The 18,156-nt window shown below is 61.4% G+C and carries 22 protein-coding genes and 2 tRNA genes; 21 read left to right on the top strand and 3 right to left on the bottom strand.

The window, feature by feature from the left end; all coding sequences use genetic code 11:
* Positions 1 to 2 precede the first annotated feature (2 nt).
* From ACZ500_RS06290 to ACZ500_RS06195, 20 genes are all read left to right on the top strand, one after another.
* Positions 3 to 452 carry a CBS domain-containing protein gene (locus ACZ500_RS06290; RefSeq protein WP_464231660.1) on the top strand — a complete coding sequence of 150 codons (450 nt, stop codon included), beginning with the start codon at positions 3 to 5 and terminating at the stop codon, positions 450 to 452.
* Positions 449 to 931, top strand: a complete 483-nt coding sequence (gene tsaE, locus ACZ500_RS06285; protein ID WP_464231659.1) for a tRNA (adenosine(37)-N6)-threonylcarbamoyltransferase complex ATPase subunit type 1 TsaE — start codon at positions 449 to 451, stop codon at positions 929 to 931. Before ACZ500_RS06290 ends, tsaE begins: the two co-directional genes overlap by 4 nt.
* A gap of 9 nt (positions 932 to 940) precedes the next feature.
* Positions 941 to 2,158, top strand: coding sequence for an aspartate kinase (locus ACZ500_RS06280; RefSeq protein ID WP_464231658.1), 1,218 nt, complete (start codon positions 941 to 943; stop codon positions 2,156 to 2,158).
* The gene (locus ACZ500_RS06275; RefSeq protein WP_464231657.1) at positions 2,139 to 2,699 is read left to right on the top strand and encodes a ComEA family DNA-binding protein; all 561 of its coding nucleotides are present in this window, start codon (positions 2,139 to 2,141) and stop codon (positions 2,697 to 2,699) included. The genes ACZ500_RS06280 and ACZ500_RS06275 overlap by 20 nt, the downstream gene beginning before the upstream one ends.
* A 53-nt stretch (positions 2,700 to 2,752) precedes the next feature.
* The gene (gene tsaD / locus ACZ500_RS06270) at positions 2,753 to 3,823 is read left to right on the top strand and encodes a tRNA (adenosine(37)-N6)-threonylcarbamoyltransferase complex transferase subunit TsaD (protein WP_464231656.1); all 1,071 of its coding nucleotides are present in this window, start codon (positions 2,753 to 2,755) and stop codon (positions 3,821 to 3,823) included.
* Positions 3,820 to 4,338, top strand: coding sequence for a DUF2062 domain-containing protein (locus ACZ500_RS06265; RefSeq protein ID WP_464231655.1), 519 nt, complete (start codon positions 3,820 to 3,822; stop codon positions 4,336 to 4,338). The genes tsaD and ACZ500_RS06265 overlap by 4 nt, the downstream gene beginning before the upstream one ends.
* Positions 4,335 to 5,180, top strand: coding sequence for a 16S rRNA (adenine(1518)-N(6)/adenine(1519)-N(6))-dimethyltransferase RsmA (gene rsmA, locus ACZ500_RS06260; RefSeq protein ID WP_464231654.1), 846 nt, complete (start codon positions 4,335 to 4,337; stop codon positions 5,178 to 5,180). Before ACZ500_RS06265 ends, rsmA begins: the two co-directional genes overlap by 4 nt.
* A 13-nt stretch (positions 5,181 to 5,193) precedes the next feature.
* Positions 5,194 to 5,382: a hypothetical protein gene (locus ACZ500_RS06255; protein WP_464231653.1), complete on the top strand. Its 189-nt coding sequence runs from the start codon at positions 5,194 to 5,196 to the stop codon at positions 5,380 to 5,382.
* Between the two features lie 122 nt (positions 5,383 to 5,504).
* Positions 5,505 to 6,356: a pantoate--beta-alanine ligase gene (panC, locus tag ACZ500_RS06250; RefSeq protein WP_464231652.1), complete on the top strand. Its 852-nt coding sequence runs from the start codon at positions 5,505 to 5,507 to the stop codon at positions 6,354 to 6,356.
* Positions 6,357 to 6,407: 51 nt separating this feature from the next.
* The gene (gene metK, locus ACZ500_RS06245) at positions 6,408 to 7,571 is read left to right on the top strand and encodes a methionine adenosyltransferase (protein ID WP_464231651.1); all 1,164 of its coding nucleotides are present in this window, start codon (positions 6,408 to 6,410) and stop codon (positions 7,569 to 7,571) included.
* Positions 7,572 to 7,584: 13 nt separating this feature from the next.
* Positions 7,585 to 7,803, top strand: coding sequence for a hypothetical protein (locus ACZ500_RS06240; protein WP_464231650.1), 219 nt, complete (start codon positions 7,585 to 7,587; stop codon positions 7,801 to 7,803).
* A gap of 247 nt (positions 7,804 to 8,050) precedes the next feature.
* The gene (ahcY, locus tag ACZ500_RS06235) at positions 8,051 to 9,376 is read left to right on the top strand and encodes an adenosylhomocysteinase (RefSeq protein WP_464231649.1); all 1,326 of its coding nucleotides are present in this window, start codon (positions 8,051 to 8,053) and stop codon (positions 9,374 to 9,376) included.
* A 249-nt stretch (positions 9,377 to 9,625) separates the two neighbouring features.
* Positions 9,626 to 11,755 (top strand): ABC transporter substrate-binding protein, encoded by a 2,130-nt coding sequence (locus tag ACZ500_RS06230; RefSeq protein ID WP_464231648.1) that lies wholly within the window; start codon positions 9,626 to 9,628, stop codon positions 11,753 to 11,755.
* 3 nt (positions 11,756 to 11,758) lie between these two features.
* A complete protein-coding gene (locus tag ACZ500_RS06225) occupies positions 11,759 to 12,718 on the top strand; it encodes an ABC transporter permease (RefSeq protein WP_464231647.1) in 960 nt (319 codons plus the stop codon).
* Complete coding sequence (locus ACZ500_RS06220) at positions 12,715 to 13,857, top strand: ABC transporter permease (RefSeq protein WP_464231646.1); 1,143 nt, start codon at positions 12,715 to 12,717, stop codon at positions 13,855 to 13,857. The genes ACZ500_RS06225 and ACZ500_RS06220 overlap by 4 nt, the downstream gene beginning before the upstream one ends.
* Entirely contained in the window at positions 13,854 to 14,882 is a 1,029-nt protein-coding gene (locus ACZ500_RS06215) for an ABC transporter ATP-binding protein (RefSeq protein WP_464231645.1), read from the top strand. Before ACZ500_RS06220 ends, ACZ500_RS06215 begins: the two co-directional genes overlap by 4 nt.
* Positions 14,872 to 15,873 carry an ABC transporter ATP-binding protein gene (locus tag ACZ500_RS06210; RefSeq protein WP_464231644.1) on the top strand — a complete coding sequence of 334 codons (1,002 nt, stop codon included), beginning with the start codon at positions 14,872 to 14,874 and terminating at the stop codon, positions 15,871 to 15,873. Before ACZ500_RS06215 ends, ACZ500_RS06210 begins: the two co-directional genes overlap by 11 nt.
* Before the next feature lie 67 nt (positions 15,874 to 15,940).
* Positions 15,941 to 16,014: transfer RNA gene (locus tag ACZ500_RS06205), tRNA-Gln, on the top strand.
* A gap of 69 nt (positions 16,015 to 16,083) precedes the next feature.
* Positions 16,084 to 16,159: transfer RNA gene (locus tag ACZ500_RS06200), tRNA-Glu, on the top strand.
* Between the two features lie 99 nt (positions 16,160 to 16,258).
* Complete coding sequence (locus ACZ500_RS06195) at positions 16,259 to 16,399, top strand: hypothetical protein (protein ID WP_464231643.1); 141 nt, start codon at positions 16,259 to 16,261, stop codon at positions 16,397 to 16,399.
* A gap of 366 nt (positions 16,400 to 16,765) precedes the next feature.
* Here ACZ500_RS06195 and ACZ500_RS06190 read toward each other — a convergent pair whose 3' ends face one another.
* The 3 genes from ACZ500_RS06190 to ACZ500_RS06180 are packed head-to-tail and all read right to left on the bottom strand — an operon-like array spanning position 16,766 to position 17,580.
* Complete coding sequence (locus tag ACZ500_RS06190; RefSeq protein WP_464231642.1) at positions 16,766 to 17,245, bottom strand: hypothetical protein; 480 nt, start codon at positions 17,243 to 17,245, stop codon at positions 16,766 to 16,768.
* Positions 17,229 to 17,438: a hypothetical protein gene (locus ACZ500_RS06185; protein WP_464231641.1), complete on the bottom strand. Its 210-nt coding sequence runs from the start codon at positions 17,436 to 17,438 to the stop codon at positions 17,229 to 17,231. Before ACZ500_RS06185 ends, ACZ500_RS06190 begins: the two co-directional genes overlap by 17 nt.
* Positions 17,413 to 17,580, bottom strand: a complete 168-nt coding sequence (locus ACZ500_RS06180) for a hypothetical protein (protein ID WP_464231640.1) — start codon at positions 17,578 to 17,580, stop codon at positions 17,413 to 17,415. The genes ACZ500_RS06185 and ACZ500_RS06180 overlap by 26 nt, the downstream gene beginning before the upstream one ends.
* A gap of 273 nt (positions 17,581 to 17,853) precedes the next feature.
* On the opposite strand from ACZ500_RS06180, the gene ACZ500_RS06175 reads away from it, so the two are divergent.
* A complete protein-coding gene (locus tag ACZ500_RS06175; protein WP_464231639.1) occupies positions 17,854 to 18,138 on the top strand; it encodes a hypothetical protein in 285 nt (94 codons plus the stop codon).
* The last annotated feature ends 18 nt before the right edge of the window (positions 18,139 to 18,156 follow it).

Raw genomic sequence — 18,156 nt, 5'->3', positions numbered from 1 at the left:
GTATGCTGATCGCCAGCGATATCATGAGCACCGATGTGGTGACGGTCAAGAAGGATACACCGCTCAAGGATCTGGCCGCGATCCTCTACCAGCGGCACATCAACGGTGTCCCGGTTGTAGACGATGATGGAAAGCTCATCGGGATCATCTGCGAAAGCGACCTCATCCGCAAAGACCGAAAGCTGCACATCCCGACGGTGTTCACGCTCCTTGACGGCCTGATCTTTCTCGAGCGGCCGAAGAAGATGGAAGAGGAGATCCGGCGGCTCGGGGCGAGCGTCGTGGAGGACTTGTACAGCAGAGATGTGATCACGGTCGACGAACGGACGCCGATCGAAGAGATCGCGACCATCATGAGCGAGAAAAAGGCCTACACGATCCCCGTCATGGACGGCGATCGGATCATGGGAATCATCGGGAAGGCGGATCTCATCCGGACGCTTGTGGCGTGAGATCCGATCGTGTTATATACCGGGCGGCCTCGGAGCGGGATACGATCGCCTTCGGGCGGAGGCTCGGGCGGTTGCTCGAACCGGGCGATGTGCTCGTGCTGACGGGGGATCTCGGCGCAGGGAAGACGTGCCTTGCCAAGGGGATTGCACAGGGGCTCGACGTCCCGGCCGATCAGGTCATCACGAGCCCCTCCTTCGCGCTGGTCAACGAATACGAAGGCCGTTGCCCCTTTTTCCACATGGATGTCTACCGGCTCGAGGGCCTGGAAGAGGTCCTATCGGCCGGGTTGGAAGAATACCTCTATCAGGGCGGGGTGACGGCGATCGAGTGGGGTGAACGGTGCCCGGAGATCCTGCCTGAGGGGCATATGGTCGTGATGCTGACCATCCTCGGGGATCTTTCTCGGGAGATTGTCATCGAAGGGTCCGCCGGGCGGGCCCTCATCCTATTGGAGAGACTGAATCAATTGCTGGGTTGAGGTTGAAGAATGGCACTAGTGGTACAGAAATTCGGGGGAACGTCGGTCGGCAGCATCGAGAAGATCCAGAACGTCGCACGGAGGGTCATCGAGACCTTCGAGCAGGGGAACCGGATGGTGGTGGTCCTGTCGGCCATGGCGGGACAGACGGACGGGTTGATCAAGTTCGCAAAGGAGATAGCCTCGGAGCCGGATGCGCGGGAATTGGATGTCCTGATGGCGACCGGTGAGCAGGTGAGCGTGGCGCTCTTTTCGATGGCCGTGAAGAGCATGGGCTACGATGCGTGCTCCCTGCTCGGGTTCCAGGTGGCCATCCACACGAGCGACCTTTACGGGAAGGCGAGGATCCACGAGATCGACCACGAGCGGATCACACGCGAGCTGTCGTCGAACCGGATCGTGGCCGTGGCGGGTTTTCAAGGGCTGGATGACGCCGGCAACATCACCACGCTCGGGCGCGGGGGATCCGATACGACGGCGGTGGCGCTCGCTGCGGCGCTTGGCGCCGATGTCTGCGAGATCTTCACCGATGTGGAGGGGGTTTACACCACCGATCCGCACGTTTGCCCGCAGGCGCGGAAGATGGATTCGATCTCGTATGAGGAGATGCTCGAGATGGCGAGCCTCGGGGCCAAGGTGCTGGAGATCCGTTCGGTGGAGTTTGCCAAGAAATTCAACGTGCCCATCCATGTGAGGTCCACGTTCAGCAACGAAAGGGGTACGATGGTGATCGGTGAAACGAAGGACATGGAAAAGGTGGCGGTTTCGAGTGTCGCCTACAACAAGAACGAGGCGCGCGTGACGATCCGGCGGGTGCCGGACCGGCCCGGCATCGCCTCGCAGATCTTCGAGTCGGTCTTTCAGGCGGGGATTGTCGTGGATATGATCGTCCAGAACACGAGCGAGGACGGCTACACGGATCTGACCTTCACGGTGCCGAAGCCGGATTTCATGAAGACGATGAAGCTGGTCAGCCAGGTGGCCGAGGCCATCGGCGCCGAGAAGGTCCTCGGGGACGAGAATATCGCCAAGGTGTCCATCATCGGGGTCGGGATGCGAAGCCATGCCGGCGTCGCGAAGAAGATGTTCGAGAGCTTGGCGGCGGAAAACATCAACATCATGATGATCAGCACCTCCGAGATCAAGGTCTCCTGCGTGATCGAGGAAAAGTACACGGAGCTGGCGGTTCGCGTCCTGCATGAGGCGTTTGGTCTGGACAAGGTCTAGAGACGGCCACCGCCTGATGCGGGGTGGCCTGCTCCTGCTCCTGCTGCTCCTCCTTCCCCGAGCCCTGGCGGCGTTATTCGATTCCGCTTCACCCTCCATGTCGAGGGATGAGGCGGTTTTTGTTGAGGTCGTGCGCCCGGGGGGCGATGCCCGGGTTTATGCCTTCGAGCGGGGCGCGCGTCTGGCGGAACTCCTCGTCCGGTTGGAGGGAGAAGGGTGGGTCGCGCCGGGTTCGCCGCAGGGTGAGGCGCTCCTCGGTTCGGGGGACCGCGTCGAGCTTTGCGAAGGACCGCCGACCGTTCGGGTTGTGGCGCGGGGCATGTCGGCGTTCTACAAATGGACCCTGAAGCTACCCATCGACCTGAACCGGGTGGACCGTGAGGGGCTGACGGTTTTGCCGGGGATTGGTCCCAGGCTTGCGGAGCGGATCGTGGTCGAAAGGGAGCGGCGGGGGGGCTTCGTCGCGCTCGAAGAACTGATGCAGGTCGAGGGGATCGGACCGCTGAAATGGTCCAAGATCCAGCCGTATCTGACCCTCTAGGGATTGGCCGGTCCTCTCGCTGAGCGCTCGTTACGAATGGAAAGAAGGCGATTTTGCTGATTCTGGGCATCGATACATCCTGTGACGACACCTCTGCCGGGGTGATGCGGGACGGGCGCGAGGTGTTGGCCAATGTGGTGCACTCGCAGATCGCGCTGCACCACCGTCATGGCGGCGTTGTGCCGGAGCTGGCCTCGCGTGAGCACCTGAAGAATCTGATCCCGGTGGTGGAAGAGGCCCTGAAGACGGCGGGGGTGGATTTCCACGACCTCGATGCACTTGCCGTGACCCAGGGCCCCGGGCTCGTCGGGAGCCTCCTGGTGGGGCTGTACTATGCGAAGGCGCTCGCGTTGGCGTTGAAGATACCGCTTATTGCGGTCAATCATCTGGAGGCGCATCTCCTTTCGATCTTTCTGGAGCCCGAGGTGCCTCCTTTCCCCTACGTGGCTCTGACGGTTTCGGGGGGGCATACGCAGCTTTATCACGTCCGCGGCTACGGGGATTACACGCTCCTCGGTCAGACGGTGGACGATGCAGCCGGGGAGGCCTTCGACAAGGTGGCGAAGATCTTCGGACTCGGGTATCCCGGCGGCCGGGTGATCGAGGGGCTTGCCAGGAGCGGGGATGCCCGGGCGATCCGGTTTCCGAGGGCCTGGATGGGAAAAGATTCTCTGAATTTCAGCTTCAGCGGCCTCAAGACGGCCGTTCTGCTTCAGCACCGGCGGTGGATCGAGACGCCCGAAGCCGAGCGGACCCTTTCCCTGGCCGACCTGGCGGCCGCCTTCCAGGAGGCGGTCGTGGACGTCCTTGTCCAGAAGACCCTGGCGGCCGTGGAAAGGACGGGCGTTTCGGCTGCGGCGGTCGCGGGGGGCGTGGCCTGCAACGGGCATCTCCGGGCCCGTATGAGCGCGACGGCGAAGGAGGAGAAGGGGATCGCGGTGTTTTACCCGCGGCCGGCATACTGTACGGACAACGGGGCGATGATTGCCCTGACCGGCTACCGCAGGTTCCTGAAGGGTGAAACGGCGGGCCTGGATGTGGATGCCCGGTCGAAGTTTCCGATGGGCGATCTCATGGGGGTGCGTCCTATGAACTGCATGGATAGGGAGATTCGTGTGAGGTGAAGCTCAGCCGGCGAATTCGCTACTGGTACTGGCGCTTTAGCCGCCTCCGTGGAAGCCCGCATGAACTGGCGCTCGGCATAGCGGTCGGTGTCTTTGCCGGCTGCATGCCCATACTGCCGTTTCAGAGCGCGCTTGCGATTGCGCTGGCCATCCCGCTCCGCGCGAGCAAGATCACCGCGCTGATCGGCACGTGGGTGAGCAACCCTTTGAACTGGTATTTTCTCTATCTCTATGCGTACAAGCTGGGGGCTTTCGTGCTCGGCATGCCCCATGGCAATGGGGTGGTCCGATCGGTCATGGGGATGATCCGCAACGGCGAGGATCCCATGGATATCGCTATGCAGATCCTCGGAGACGGCGGAGGGATGGCCGCGGCCTTTCTCGTGGGAGGGGTCGTTATCGGAACGGTCTTTGCGGTGCCGGCGTATCTGGTATCCATCCGGCTCTTCCGATTTTTCCAGGAGATGCGGCGGAGGCGGCGGCTAAAACGGGCTGCGCGCAGCGGGGATTCATGACGGCTCCAGGGGATTTCCGAGCGCGAAAAGGCCTCGGGCAGAACTTCCTCATCCACCAGGGCGTGGTGAACCGGATCGTGGCCGCCGCGAGGCTCCAGGCCGATGAACCCGTCCTCGAGGTCGGGCCGGGGCGGGGGGCTTTGACGGTGCCCCTGGCCCGTTCGGCAGGGCATGTGGTCGCGGTCGAGAAGGACCCGTGGCTGGTGGACTATCTTGGCGGGAAGCTGCGGGCCGCGGGAATGGAGCATGTGAGGCTCGTGCAGGCAGACATCCTCCGGTGGAATTTCGAGGGGCTGGTGGCTGGGAAAGGCAGCCGTTTCGTCGTGCTGGGCAATATTCCCTACAATATCTCCTCGCCGCTGATCGAGACGCTGCTCAGACACCGCGGCCTTTTCAGCCGGGCGATCCTCATGCTGCAGAAGGAGATGGCCGCCAGGCTGACCGCCGCCCCGGGGGGAAAGGCTTACGGTGCCATGACGGTTCTCGTGCGATACGCGACGAGCGTCACCCACGTCCTGGACGTGTCGCGGGAGGCCTTCCGGCCGCGGCCGAAGGTCGACTCGGCGGTGGTGCGCTTCGACTTCGGAGCCCCTTACCCGCGGCGGGCCCGTGACGAGGCCGTGTTCCGGCGGGTGGTAAAGGGCGCCTTCGGTCACCGGCGTAAGACCCTGCTGAACGCGCTCCTCCGCATGTTGGAGCCGTGGGCGGCAGAGGAGCTGGGGGCCGCTTTCGAGCATTGCGGCATCGACCCGCGAAGGCGCGCCGAAACCCTCGATATGGAGGACTTTTTGTGCTTGAGCGATGCCCTGGCGTTGACAAAGGTTGCCGGCGGTGATACCTAGTTTCCATCCGGAAATGGTCTTTTTTGCCAATCTCGGCGTCAATCTGCACGTTTGCTTGTGCGGCGACCACCAGGTCGCCTCCGCGCAAACGCTTGATTTCCTTGATATTGGCCAAACCGGGACCCGCCGCGTAGCGGTGGGACTGAGCGGCGAAGCGGTGAAGAAAAATCCTCATTTCCGGATCGGAAACTGGGTTCTATAGGGAAATCATTTCCGGATGGATACTACCTAGTTGCCATCCAGAAACAGGGATTTTTGAATCGAACGAAAGGTCCCGATCCTGAAGGCCGCTGTGACGTCCGGGATGGGGGTCGAGGGGGCTTTATGGAGATCATCGAATCGGTCCAGGAGATGCAGGAGAAGGCCGAGGCCCTGCGGGTGGCTGGGCACACGATCGGCCTGGTGCCCACAATGGGATTCCTGCACGAGGGGCACCTCGAGCTGATGCGCGTAGCGAAGCGCTTGGCGAGCCGCGTGGTCGTCAGCATCTTCGTCAACCCCTCGCAGTTCGGCCCGAGCGAAGATTTCGAGCGCTACCCGCGGGACCGTGAAGGGGATCTCGAAAAGGCGCAATCGGTGGGGGTGGACATCGTGTTTCTGCCGACGGCGCCAGAGATGTATCCGGCCGGTTTTCAGACGCGGGTGCAGGTCCTGGAGGTGACCCAGCACCTGTGCGGAGTTTCGAGACCGACGCACTTCGATGGGGTTGCGACGGTAGTGATGAAGCTCTTCCATATCGCTCGGCCACACCTGGCCGTTTTCGGCCAGAAGGATTTTCAGCAGCTGACGGTCATCAGCCGGATGGCGGCGGACCTCGACATGGGCATTGAAATCGTGGGCGTTCCCATCGTCCGGGAGCCTGACGGACTCGCTATGAGTTCGAGAAACAAGTATCTGAGCCGCGAGGAGCGGATCGTCGCCCGGTGCCTCAAGAAGGGCCTGGACCTGGCGCAGGACCTGGTGCGCGCGGGTGAGAGGGATGGCGCCGCCGTTCGCAGAACCGTCGAGGCACTGATCTCGGGTCAGCCGTTTACGCGGATCGACTACATCAGTCTGGCAGACCCCGAGACCCTGGAAGAGATATCCGTGCTGCAGCGGGATACCCTGATGGCGCTCGCGGTTTTTGTGGGGAACACCCGGCTGATCGACAACGCTGTATTGGAGGTTCGGGCCTGAGCCCGGATGCGGCAAGCAGGCCGCCAACCCAACTACGAGAAGGAGTACCGGATGAAAGCAACCAATTTTCTCTTCACTTCGGAGTCGGTCACAGAGGGCCACCCCGACAAGATCGCCGATCAGATCTCCGATCACATATTGGACGAATTCATGCAGCTCGACCCGAAGTCCCGGGTGGCGTGCGAAACCCTCGTGACGACCGGCATGGCCATCATCGCGGGCGAGATCACGAGCGCTGCCTATGTGGATTTCCCTGAAGTGGTACGTTCCACCATCAAGGATATCGGCTACAACAACTCCTCCATGGGGTTCGATTGGGAGACCTGCGCGGTGCTCTCGAGCATCGACAAGCAGTCGGCCGACATCGCGATGGGGGTGAACGGGACCGGGCTTTTCAAGGAGCAGGGAGCCGGTGACCAGGGGCTTATGTTCGGCTATGCCTGCACCGACACCGATGTATTGATGCCGATGCCTATCTACCTGGCCCACCGCCTCACCCGGCGCCTGGCGCATGTCCGCAAGTCCGGGCAGCTCCCCTGGCTGCGTCCCGACGGCAAGAGCCAGGTGACGGTCCATTACGTCGACGGGCGGCCGCACCGGGTCCACACGGTCGTGATCGCGGCCCAGCACGAGCCCGACGTGGATTATGACACCCTCCGGGAGGCTATCATCGAAAAGGTGATCGAAGAGGTGATCCCGGGCGAACTGCTGGACAACGAGACGCAGTATTTTATCAACACGACCGGGCGTTTTGTCGTGGGCGGCCCCTTGGGGGACTGCGGCCTCACCGGGCGGAAGATCATCATGGACACCTATGGCGGCTTCGGATATCACGGCGGCGGCGCCTTCTCCGGGAAGGACCCCTCGAAGGTCGACCGGAGCGCCTCCTACATGTGCCGGTACGTCGCCAAGAATATCGTTGCCGCCGGCCTGGCCGCGACCTGCGAGATGCAGGTGGCCTACACCATCGGCCGGGCCGAGCCCGTTTCGGTGATGGTGGGAGCTTACAGCACCGGTGTGCTCCCCAGTTCGGAACTGACCGAGATCGTCAAAAAGACCGTGGATCTTCGTCCGGCGGCGATTATCGAGCGCCTCGACCTGCTGCGGCCCATCTACCGGAAGACCTCCAACTACGGGCACTTCGGCCGGGAGCTGCCGGAGTTTTCCTGGGAGAAGACCGATCTCGTGGACGATCTCAAACGTGCCGTGAAATAGTTTCCATCCGGAAATGGTCTTTTTGGCCAATCTCGGCGTCGATCTGCACGTTTGCTTGTGCGGCGACCACCAGGTCGCCTCCGCACAAACGCTTGATTTCCTTGATATTGGCCAAACCGGGACCCGCCGCGTAGCGGTGGGACTGAGCGGCGAAGCGGTGAAGAAAAATCCTCATTTCCGGATTGGAAACTGGGTTCTACCGCGAAATCATTTCCGGATGGAAACGAAATAGGGGTTGCGCGGCAGGCGGGTTTGAGACCGGGATGGCCACCCTCTTGTGAAGGCAGGCTGGTTTGGTGATTGAAACTGGAACAGGGATAGGGGACCGGTGTCGGCACGAACTGCTCGACACCGGCGCCGATCCCGAGGACGAGATCCTGAGTCTTGTGCGTGAATCTCCAACCCATCGGGATGGACCTATTGGGCAGGGGCGCACACGGCGCGGAGTGATCGGGAAGAGAGAGGAAGGATAAGAATCGATGGATTATGATATCAAGGATTTGAGCCTGGCCGCTGCGGGGCGGTTGCGCATCGAGTGGGCGGCCATGAGCATGCCGGTCCTGGCGAAGATCAGGGAGCGCTTTGCTGCCGAAAAACCCCTGGCCGGGCTCAGGCTTTCTGCGTGCCTCCACGTGACGACCGAGACGGCCGGTCTTGTGAAGACCCTCAAGGCCGGCGGGGCCAAGGTGGCGGTCTGCGCCTCGAACCCGCTTTCGACGCAGGACGACGTTGCGGCATCGCTGGTGGCCGACGATGAGGTCCCCGTCTTCGCGATCAAGGGTGAGGATCATGCCACTTATTACAGCCACATCCTTTCGGCGTTGAAACACCGCCCCCATCTGACGATGGACGACGGCGCGGATCTTGTCAGTTCGCTCCACTTTATCGCCCTCCGTAAGTGGGGCGAGCTCGAGCCCACGGTGGCCAAATGGGCCCAGGGGCTGGGCGAGGCCGAGCAAAAAAGCCTTCTTGCGCAGGTTGTGGGGGGGACCGAGGAGACGACCACCGGTGTGATCCGCCTGCGCAGCATGGAGCGGGACGGCGTGCTCCAGTTCCCGGTGATCTCGGTGAACGACGCCAATACGAAGCACCTCTTCGACAACCGCTACGGCACCGGGCAGAGCACCCTCGACGGGATCATCCGCGCGACCAACCGTCTGGTCGCCGGGAGCATCTTCGTCGTGAGCGGCTACGGCTGGTGCGGCCGCGGTGTTGCCGCGCGGGCCAAGGGCCACGGAGCGCATGTCATCGTCTGCGAAGTGGATCCGCTGCGCGCCCTCGAGGCCGTGATGGATGGCTTCCAGGTGATGCCGATCGCCAAGGCCGCGCCGCTCGGAAATTTCTTCTGCACCCTCACCGGGGACATCAACGTGATCCGCAAGGAGCACTTCGCCCTGATGAAGGACGGCGCCATGGTCTCCAACTCCGGCCACTTCGACGTGGAGTTGGACCTCCCCGGACTGGCCGAACTGACCGAAAGCCGCAGGGGCATCCGCCCCTTTGTCGAGGAGTTCCGTTTGAAGACCGGGAGGCGCATCTATGTCCTGGGGGAAGGGCGCCTCATCAATCTGGCCGCCGCCGAGGGGCATCCTTCGAGCGTGATGGACATGAGCTTCGCCAATCAGGCCCTTTCGGCCGAGTATATGGCCAAGCGGCACAGCGAACTCGAGAAGCAGGTGTACCCGGTGCCGAAGGCCATCGATGAAGAGATCGCCCGTTTGAAGCTCGAGGCCATGGGCGTCGAGATCGACACCCTGACCGAGGAGCAGGCGGCGTATCTATCCTCCTGGGAGATGGGCACCTGATCCGGTTCCGGGAAAGGGTTCGCCGGACGGTCAACGATTGCGCCTGGCGGGGGTTCCTTGTGTCAGGTTTGGAGACGCCCGGGACTCGGGTGTTGCGTTTCGGATGAATATTATCCGGACTTCGAAGCCGGAAAAGGGCCAGATGACGGATTTGTCGCGCTCGACCCGTGAAGGGTGCGGGGCACGCGGCCTGAGGGGCGCGTGCCGCCGGGCCCGGGTTCTGGCTGGATGGGGGGTGCGGCGCGTCCCATGACGGTCAAACGCATACTCCTGTGGGTGCCTTTGCTGCTCATGCTCTTTCTGGTGCAGGCCTATTTCTGGGTGCCGAGCTATGAGGAGCAGACGCGGGGGAACCCTGAGCGGCTGGAGTCGTTCATTACGGGTTCCATCGGGGATGCGAGCATCTTGAACCCCATTCTTTCGGCGGACTCCGCGAGCAGCGAGATTACCGCTCTGGTCTTCGAGGGGCTGCTCGATCGGGATGAAGAGCTGCGCCTGCGGGGCCGCCTGGCCGAGTCCTGGGAGATCCGGGAGGAGGCGTGGTTTTGTGTGGATCCGGCCGCTGCGAAGGCCGGGGCCCCTGGCGGCGCTCAGATCGTGGCGAGTATCATCAAGGCCCGCGGGGGGCTGCTGGACCTGCCGGGCGAGGTGATGGAATCCCTCTCCCACATTCAGGGGGTGGAGGTTTTTCCGGCCCAGGTCTATACCGTGGTCCGAACGGTGCCTCAGCGACCCGCGGACGGGGAGCGAAGCGAGATCGAACTGACGGTCCATGCGCCGGAAAGGGTCCGGTTGAGCCTCGACCGAGTCGATCCGGAGATCTTCGAGCGGCTTCAGACGCTCCTCGGACCGGGTGTTTTCGGGAATTTCCGGAGCGCGGACCACGTGCGCGCATCCCTGCCGCTCGAAGAACCACTTCTTGCCCGTTTGGCGGAGGAGGTGTTGCCGCAGACCGAGCACAATCCAATCGTCACCTTCCGCCTCCGTTCCGAGGCGTGCTTCCACGACGGCCATCCCGTCACCGCCCGCGATGTCCGCTTTACTTATGATGCCATCATGGATCCCCGCAACCTCTCGCCGCGCGTCTCCGATTACGAACCGGTGAAGTCGGTCGAGATCCTGGACCCGTTGACGGTCCGGATCGTGTACAAGCGCCTGTATTCTCCTGCCCTGGCGAGTTGGGGCATGGGCATCCTGCCGGAGCATCTCCTGAATGCGGAGGCGTTGCGCCGGGAAGCGATCGAGCGGGGGCTGGACCCCGAGGCGTTTTCCATGCGCCAGAGCCGTTTCAACCGCCGGCCGGTCGGATGCGGACCGTTCGTCTTCAAGGAGTGGCGCTCCGATCAGCACATCGAGCTGACGCGTTTCGACGACTACTGGGAAGGCGCCCCCAACTACCGGCGCTACGTCTACCGGGTGATCCCGGACCTCCTGACCCAGGAGATGGAGTTTTACGCCGGGACGGTGGACAACTACGCGGTGCAGCCGCACCAGGTCGAGCGCTTGTCCCGGGATGCGCGTTTCCAGAGCTTTTCCGGGGTGAGCTTCGGGTACACCTACATCGCCTACAACCTGCGCCGCGAGCCCTTCGATGACGAACGCGTCCGCCGGGCGCTCGGGATGGCGATCGATGTCGAGAAGATCATCCGTTTTGTGCTCTACGGGCAGGGCGAGCGCATCACCGGTCCTTTCGTGAAGCAGACCGATTTCTACGACCAGTCGATCGCGCCGCTTCCCTATGACCCGGAAGCGGCTCTCGAGCTGCTGGCGGAGGCCGGCTGGCGCCGCAGCCCGCAGGGCTGGCTCGAGAAGAACGGCCGCCGCTTTCAGTTCACACTCATTACGAATGGCGGGAACGATACGCGGAAGGCCATCCTGGCCATCGCTCAGGACGCCTGGAAGCAGATCGGGATCGATGTGCGGACCGATATCCTGGAGTGGTCCGTCTTCATCCAGGAACGGGTCAATAAGCACGATTTCGATGCCTTGGTCCTCGGCTGGAGCATGGGCGTCGACCCGGACCTCTTCCAGATCTGGCATTCGAGCCAGACGAAACCCTTCCATCTGAACTTCGGCGGGTTCGCGAACCAAACGGCGGACGAGCTGATCCTGCGGATCCGGGAGACCTACGACCATGACCGGCAGGTGCGGTACTGCCATGACCTGCACGCGATCATCGCCGAGGAGCAGCCGTACACGTTTCTCTATGTGGGGAAATGGACCGCCATCCTGGACAAGCGCATCGTCATCCAGCGGACCGCGGATGATGGTGCTCCTGTCTATGAACGGATAAAGCCAACAAAGACAGGAAGCTATATCTACTATTTCAACCGCTGGATCAAGCTTCCCCATGTGCCCGATTTCGCGGCGGAGGGCTGATCGATGCTGTCGTTTCTGGGCCGGAGCCTGATTCAGAAGATCGTCACCCTCTTTTTCGTGTCGGTGGTCTCTTTTCTCATTATCCACCTCGCCCCGGGGAGCCCGAGCCAGGTGGACCCCATGAACCCGAAGTTCACGCCCGAGATGGTGGAGCGTTTCCGGGAGGCCTTTCATCTGGATGAGCCGCTCCATGTTCAGTACCTGCGCTTCTATTCGGACCTCCTGACGGGACGGAGCGTCTCCTGGAAGGACAACCAGCCGGTGCTCCTCAAGATCTGGGAGCGCTTTCTGAACAGCCTGCCGCTTTTCATCGTCGGGACGCTCATCACCTGGACCCTTTCGTTTCCGGTGGGAATCCGTTCGGCCATCTATCGCGGCGGGTTCTACGACCGGAGCACCACCTTCATCGCCTACTTCCTCATCTCGATTCCGGGGTTTTTCTTCGCCTACGTCCTGATCATCCTCGTCGTCAACACCCTGGAGGTGCCGGTGATCGGGATGGAGACCTTCGGCGTGGGGGGGTCCTCCTGGATCCACGGGGTCATGGACCGGGTCTGGCACCTGTTGCTGCCCTCCGTCCTCGGGGCTACAGGAGGGATCGCTGTTCTTTCGCGCTACGTCCGCAGTCAGATGCTCGAGGTGGAAAGCCAGGACTATGTGCGCACGGCCCGCGCCAAGGGGCTTACGTTCGACCAGGTGCACTACAAGCACGCCCTGAGGAACGCCTTGCTGCCCTTCGTCACCATGTTCGGGCTGATCCTGCCCGGCCTGATCGGGGGCTCGGTGATCATCGAGTCCATCTTCTCGTGGCCGGGCATGGGGCGGATGGCCTACGAGGCGATCCTGGCCAGGGACTATCCCGTGATTTTGACGGTGAATTTCATCTCGGCGGTGCTGGTCCTGGCCGGGACGCTGATTTCGGACATCCTTTACGTGGTGGTGGATCCGAGGATACGGCTGTGACGGAGGCAGAGAGCATATATCGAGCGGACCTCGCGGCCGCAGCCGCTTCGGCGGACGGGCGTTTCGATGCCTTCCGGCGGATGATCAGGGGAAACCGGATGGCCTTTGCGGGGCTGGTGGTCTTCGTGGCCTTCTTCCTGACCGCGTTCGCCGGGCTGTTCCTGACCTCCGGATCGAACCCGGTCTTCGACCCGGCCTTGGTGCGGCTCGAGAACAAGTTGCGTTCCCCCTTGAGCGGCCCTTTTGCCGGCACTGTCGAAACGGATGCTATGCCGCCCTTCGGGGTCTTCCTGCTTGGGACGGACGATCTTGGCCGGGACGTCTTCGCGCGTATGCTGCAGGGGGCCTGGGTCTCTCTCACCGTGGGGTTCGTGGCGGTGGGGATCGCCGTCGCGGTGGGGCTCCTGATGGGGGGGATTGCAGGGTATTTCGGGTCGAACAGGGTGGTGCTCTGGCAGGTTCTCTGGGCCAGCGCCTGGGTTGGGGCGCTGTTTGCCTTCGCGCAGGGTGGTGCACGCTTGGCGATTGCCCTGTTCCTTGCCGGGCCTGCACTAGGGATTCTCTACCGTCTGACATCCTCGGGGCATGTTTTTCGCTTTTTGGGGTGGGGGACCTTTTCGGTCGAAACCCTCGTCATGCGACTCGTCGACATCATGCTCTGCTTCCCGAGCTTTTTCCTGATCCTGACGGTGGTGGCGCTTCTGCCGGCGAGCATGTACAACATCATGATCGTCATCGGGCTGACGAGCTGGATGGGGACGGCCCGCTTCGTGCGGGCGGAGTTCCTCTCGCTTCGGGAGCAGGATTTTGTGACGGCGGCCAGGGCGCTCGGGATCGGCACCTGGCGCATCATCTTCCGCCACATGATGCCGAACGCGATCGCCCCCGTGCTGGTCTCGGCCACCATCGGCATCGCGACAGCCATTCTGACGGAGGCCGGGCTGAGCTTCCTCGGTTTCGGCGTCCCGCCGCCGCATGCCACCTGGGGGAACATCCTCTCGGACGGGAAGAACTTCATCTTCGACGCCCCGTGGCTGACCTTCGTGCCCGGGGTGGCGATCCTGATCGTCGTGCTGTGCTTCAATCTCTTCGGCGAGGGTCTGCGGGAGGCCCTGAACCCGAGGCTGCGCGAGAGATGATGCAACCGCGTACAGAAGCCCTGTTGAACCTGACGGATCTGCACATCACTTTCCGGACCCTGGCGGGCCGGGCGAAGGCGGTGGAAGGCGCGTCGCTTGCGGTCTGCAGGGGCCAGACCGTTGCTCTGGTTGGGGAGTCCGGCTGCGGCAAGAGTGTCACGGCCCTTGCGATGCTCGGCCTGCTGCCGCCCTCGGCCGAAATCGAGCGCGGGAGTGCGCTGCTGGGGGGGGTGGAACTGCTAGGACTGACCGAGGAAGAACTCCAGAGGATCCGTGGAAAGCGGATATCCATGGTTTTCCAGGAGCCTTTGACATCTCTGAACCCGGTGTTCACGATTGGGGATCAGATCGGAGAGGCCATCCAAGCGCATGAGGCGGTCGAGGCGGCGGAGCTGAGGGGCCGCGTGATCGCGCTCTTGCGGGATGTCGGCATCCCGAACCCGGAGGAGCGCCTCGAGGACTACCCGCATCAGTTGAGTGGCGGACAGCGCCAGCGGGTGATGATTGCCATGGCCCTTTCGTGCAACCCCGAGCTCATGATCGCCGATGAACCGACGACAGCCCTTGACGTGACCGTACAGGCGCAGATCCTCTCTTTGATGCGATCCCTCCAGCAGGAGCGCGGGATGTCGATCCTTTATATCACCCATGACCTCGGGGTCGTAGCCCAAGTGGCCGAGAGGGTCTACGTGATGTACGCCGGGATGATCGTCGAAGAAGGGGGCACACGGACGCTTTTCGAGAATCCCCGGCACCCTTACACGCAGGGGCTTCTGGCCTCGCTGCCGAGCCCCGGAAAAAGGGGGCGGAGACTGAGCGGCATTCCCGGACACGTCCCGGACCCGGTCTGTAAACCCGGGGGCTGCCCCTTCCACCCGCGTTGCGCCAGGTCCATCCCATCCTGCGCGGTATCGATCCCCCCTATGATCGACTTGGGTGATGGGCACCTCGTGCGCTGTACGATCGACCAGAAAGGCGCATGGCCTCCGGGAGAGGCGCGCAAAGGGGAGCGCCTTGGCGAGTGAGAGCATGAACCGGAAGGCCCTATCGGATAATGCCCCGATCCTCGAAGTGGAGGACTTGAAGGTGCATTTTCCGGTCCGGCGAGGGTTCCTGCAGCGGATTCACGGCTGGATCAAGGCCGTCGACGGCGTCGATCTGGAGGTCGCCCGAGGAAAGACCCTGGGGCTGGTGGGCGAGTCGGGCTGCGGGAAATCCACTCTGGCCCGCGCCGTCCTCGGGCTTCTGCCTGCGATTGGGGGCAGGGTGATCTTCCGAGGCCGGGATATCTCCGGAGTTTCGGAGAAGGAGCTTCGACCCTACCGGCGGGAGCTCCAGATGATCTTCCAGGATCCTTACGGCTCTTTGAACCCCCGCATGACCGTCGGCCAGTCGGTCGAAGAGGGGCTGCGGACGATCGGGATGGAGCGGAGCGAGCGGCAGGTGCGGGTGGGGGAACTGCTCGAACAGGTGGGGCTCGCTGCCGCGAACAGGGACCGCTACCCCCACGAGTTCAGCGGGGGGCAGCGGCAGCGCGTGGGGATCGCCCGCGCCCTGAGTGTGGGGCCGTCGCTGATCGTCTGCGATGAGCCCATATCGGCTCTGGATGTCTCGATCCAGGCGCAGATCATCAATCTCCTGAACGATCTGCAGGAAAGCCTGGGTTTGGCCTACCTCTTTATTTCGCACGACCTGAACGTGGTGGGGTATCTTAGCCACTTTGTCGCGGTGATGTATCTCGGACAGATCATGGAGTACGCCTCGGCTGAAGCCCTCTATGCCGATACGCGGCATCCCTATTCGAAGGCGCTCCTGGCGGCTGTTCCATCGATCGAGCAGGGGTCTGGTGGTGTTGTGCGTCCGCTCGGCGGCGATGTCCCCAGCCCCATGAATCCTCCTCCGGGCTGCCGCTTCCAGGGGCGCTGTCCTCTGGTGGAGGATCGCTGCCGCGAGGCGCCCGTCGCGCTCGAGCCGATCGGCCCCGACCACCTCGTGCGGTGCTGGAAAGTGCTTTGAGTGGGCCTCAGGCGGCTGGTTTTTGCTTGACATGCTGCATTCATTCAGGCAAAATTCAATTTTTGACTGGGGGATCGTCCAGCGGCAGGACGACGGGTTCTGGCCCCGTTAACCGAGGTTCGAATCCTCGTCCCCCAGCCACCTTTCCTTAGCGTTTATTTGCAAAGCCGATGCGTCGCGCGCAGGTGCGCCGCGCATTTGCGTTTTGAAGGTCCCATCGTCTAGCGGTCCAGGATATCGGCCTCTCACGCCGGGGACACGGGTTCGAGTCCCGTTGGGACCACCAAGGAAAAACAAGGGGTTGCGAGAAAATCGCAGCCCCTTTCTTATTTTTCGCGTACTGTCCGCAACCGTATCCCCAACCCTAAATAGTTTCCATCCGGAAATGGTCTTTATGGCCAATCTCGGCGTCAATCTGCACGTTTGCCTGTGCGGCGACCACCAGGTCGCCTCCGCGCAACCGCTTGATTTCCTTGATATTGGCCAAACCGGAACCCGGCGCGAAGCGGTGGGACTGAGCAGGTGAAGCGTGTGAAGAAAAAATCCTCATTTCCAGATTGGAAACTGGGTTCTATAGGGAAATCATCTCCGGATGGATACTAAATGAAATTCCAACCCCATTCCAACCGGCGGGCCCGGTCACTCGTCTGCAAAAATTGTGTGGTAACGCTCCGGGTCCACAATGCATTACCACTCTTTGAAAAATTTGGAGGCCGGGTGATCCCGGGCCGCTGCCAAACCTGGATTTCCGCAGATTCGAACTGCCGCAACATAACGCGGCTGGTGCCTCAAGTCGTGGTTTTGCTGCGCGACCTATGCACTGGTGGGTAACGGTGAGTTCAGGAAGCGGAAACCGGGTCGCGTTTGATGATGATTTCCCGATAGACACTCCCTAGCGGAGGGCCCTTTTTCTTTTCATATAGATGACACTCAGTATCATCATTATAGCGATCGACGCAGCGCCGCCTAAGGCGTTGAACGTCGGGACGGCCTGTGGCTCTTGCGTTGAACACGGCTGCGCATCATTCAGGAGGATCGGCCCGAAAATCGTATAGTCACACTGGTCGGATTCCAGCAGGATAAAATATGCCCCGTTTGCACCGGGATCGGCGCATGCACGGAAGGACAGAGATGCATTGTTGGGGAAACAGAGCGCAGGTTCCGGGTGATACCGTTCCAAAAAGCGGTTGAGCAGGGTCTTGTTGAAAGGTGCGCGAATGATTTCACACATTTCGGTGGTGTTTGCGCCCTCGACGTAGACAATCGCGCTGTCTATTTGACTCGCTCCCGGGAAGGAGATGGTTCCATTCCAACTCTCGCATGATTTATTTTGACCGGATGACGTGATATGCCAATTATAGATAGTCTCCATCCGGAAATGATTTCCCGGTACAACCCGGTTTCCAATCCGGAAATGAGGATTTTTTGCCAATATCAAGGAAATCAAGCGTTTGTGCGGAGGCGACCTGTAGGTCGCCGCACAAGCAAACGTGCAGATTGACGCCGAGATTGGCAAAAAAGACTATTTCCGGATGGAAACTAGATAGGATTTCCCAAAGAAACATATTGGGGATCGGTGCAATTGAAATCGCACTCTTCTGCGGATAAATCACCGTCTGCAGTGATGGTCAGGTCCGCCGAAGAAAGTGAGGCCGAGGCGAAAAGGATCAATCCAGCCAGAACTACCACCCAGAATCGCTTTTTCATCTCTTCCCTCCCGCTAAGGATGTTTTCCGTCCCTGATATATTTTTTCACCCTATAAATCAAGACAATTATTTCCGGTATGGGTACACGGAGTGGCTGTCTTCTTCATCCCAGAGGGCACTCCAGGCGGCGTGGTTATTTTGCAGCTTCCTCCGGCAATGTTACCGATGAGGTAGTAATGTGCAATATATTGAAACACAAGATCTTGCAGAGCGTGCCCGCTATGGCGACTTTACGATAGGACTCTAAGCCGCGTTGACGCGGAGGCGATCCTGGTGGTCGCCGCACAAGCAAACATGCAGATTGACGCGGAGATTGGCCAAAAAGAGCATTTCCAGGTCGAAAAGAACATAGCAAATTTTTGCAACTTATGGATGACCCGCCTCATCCCCTGCATTTATTATGGAAATTTGAGAAATTTGCGCTCGATCACATCTTCACAAGCTGAGGGTCTGTTTCTCCATTGTGCTGAAAGTTGGGCTGTTTTGCCTTCGGCAGCAAGGCAGGCTTTGATATTGACTTCGATAGTCAGTGCGCCTATGTTGCCAAATAGGTCGTAGGGGTCATTTTAAAACAAA

This window comes from Desulfatiglans parachlorophenolica, from assembly GCF_055394735.1.
The sequence above is the reverse complement of the archived record's forward strand: the minus strand, read 5'-3'. Positions and strand labels throughout refer to the sequence as shown.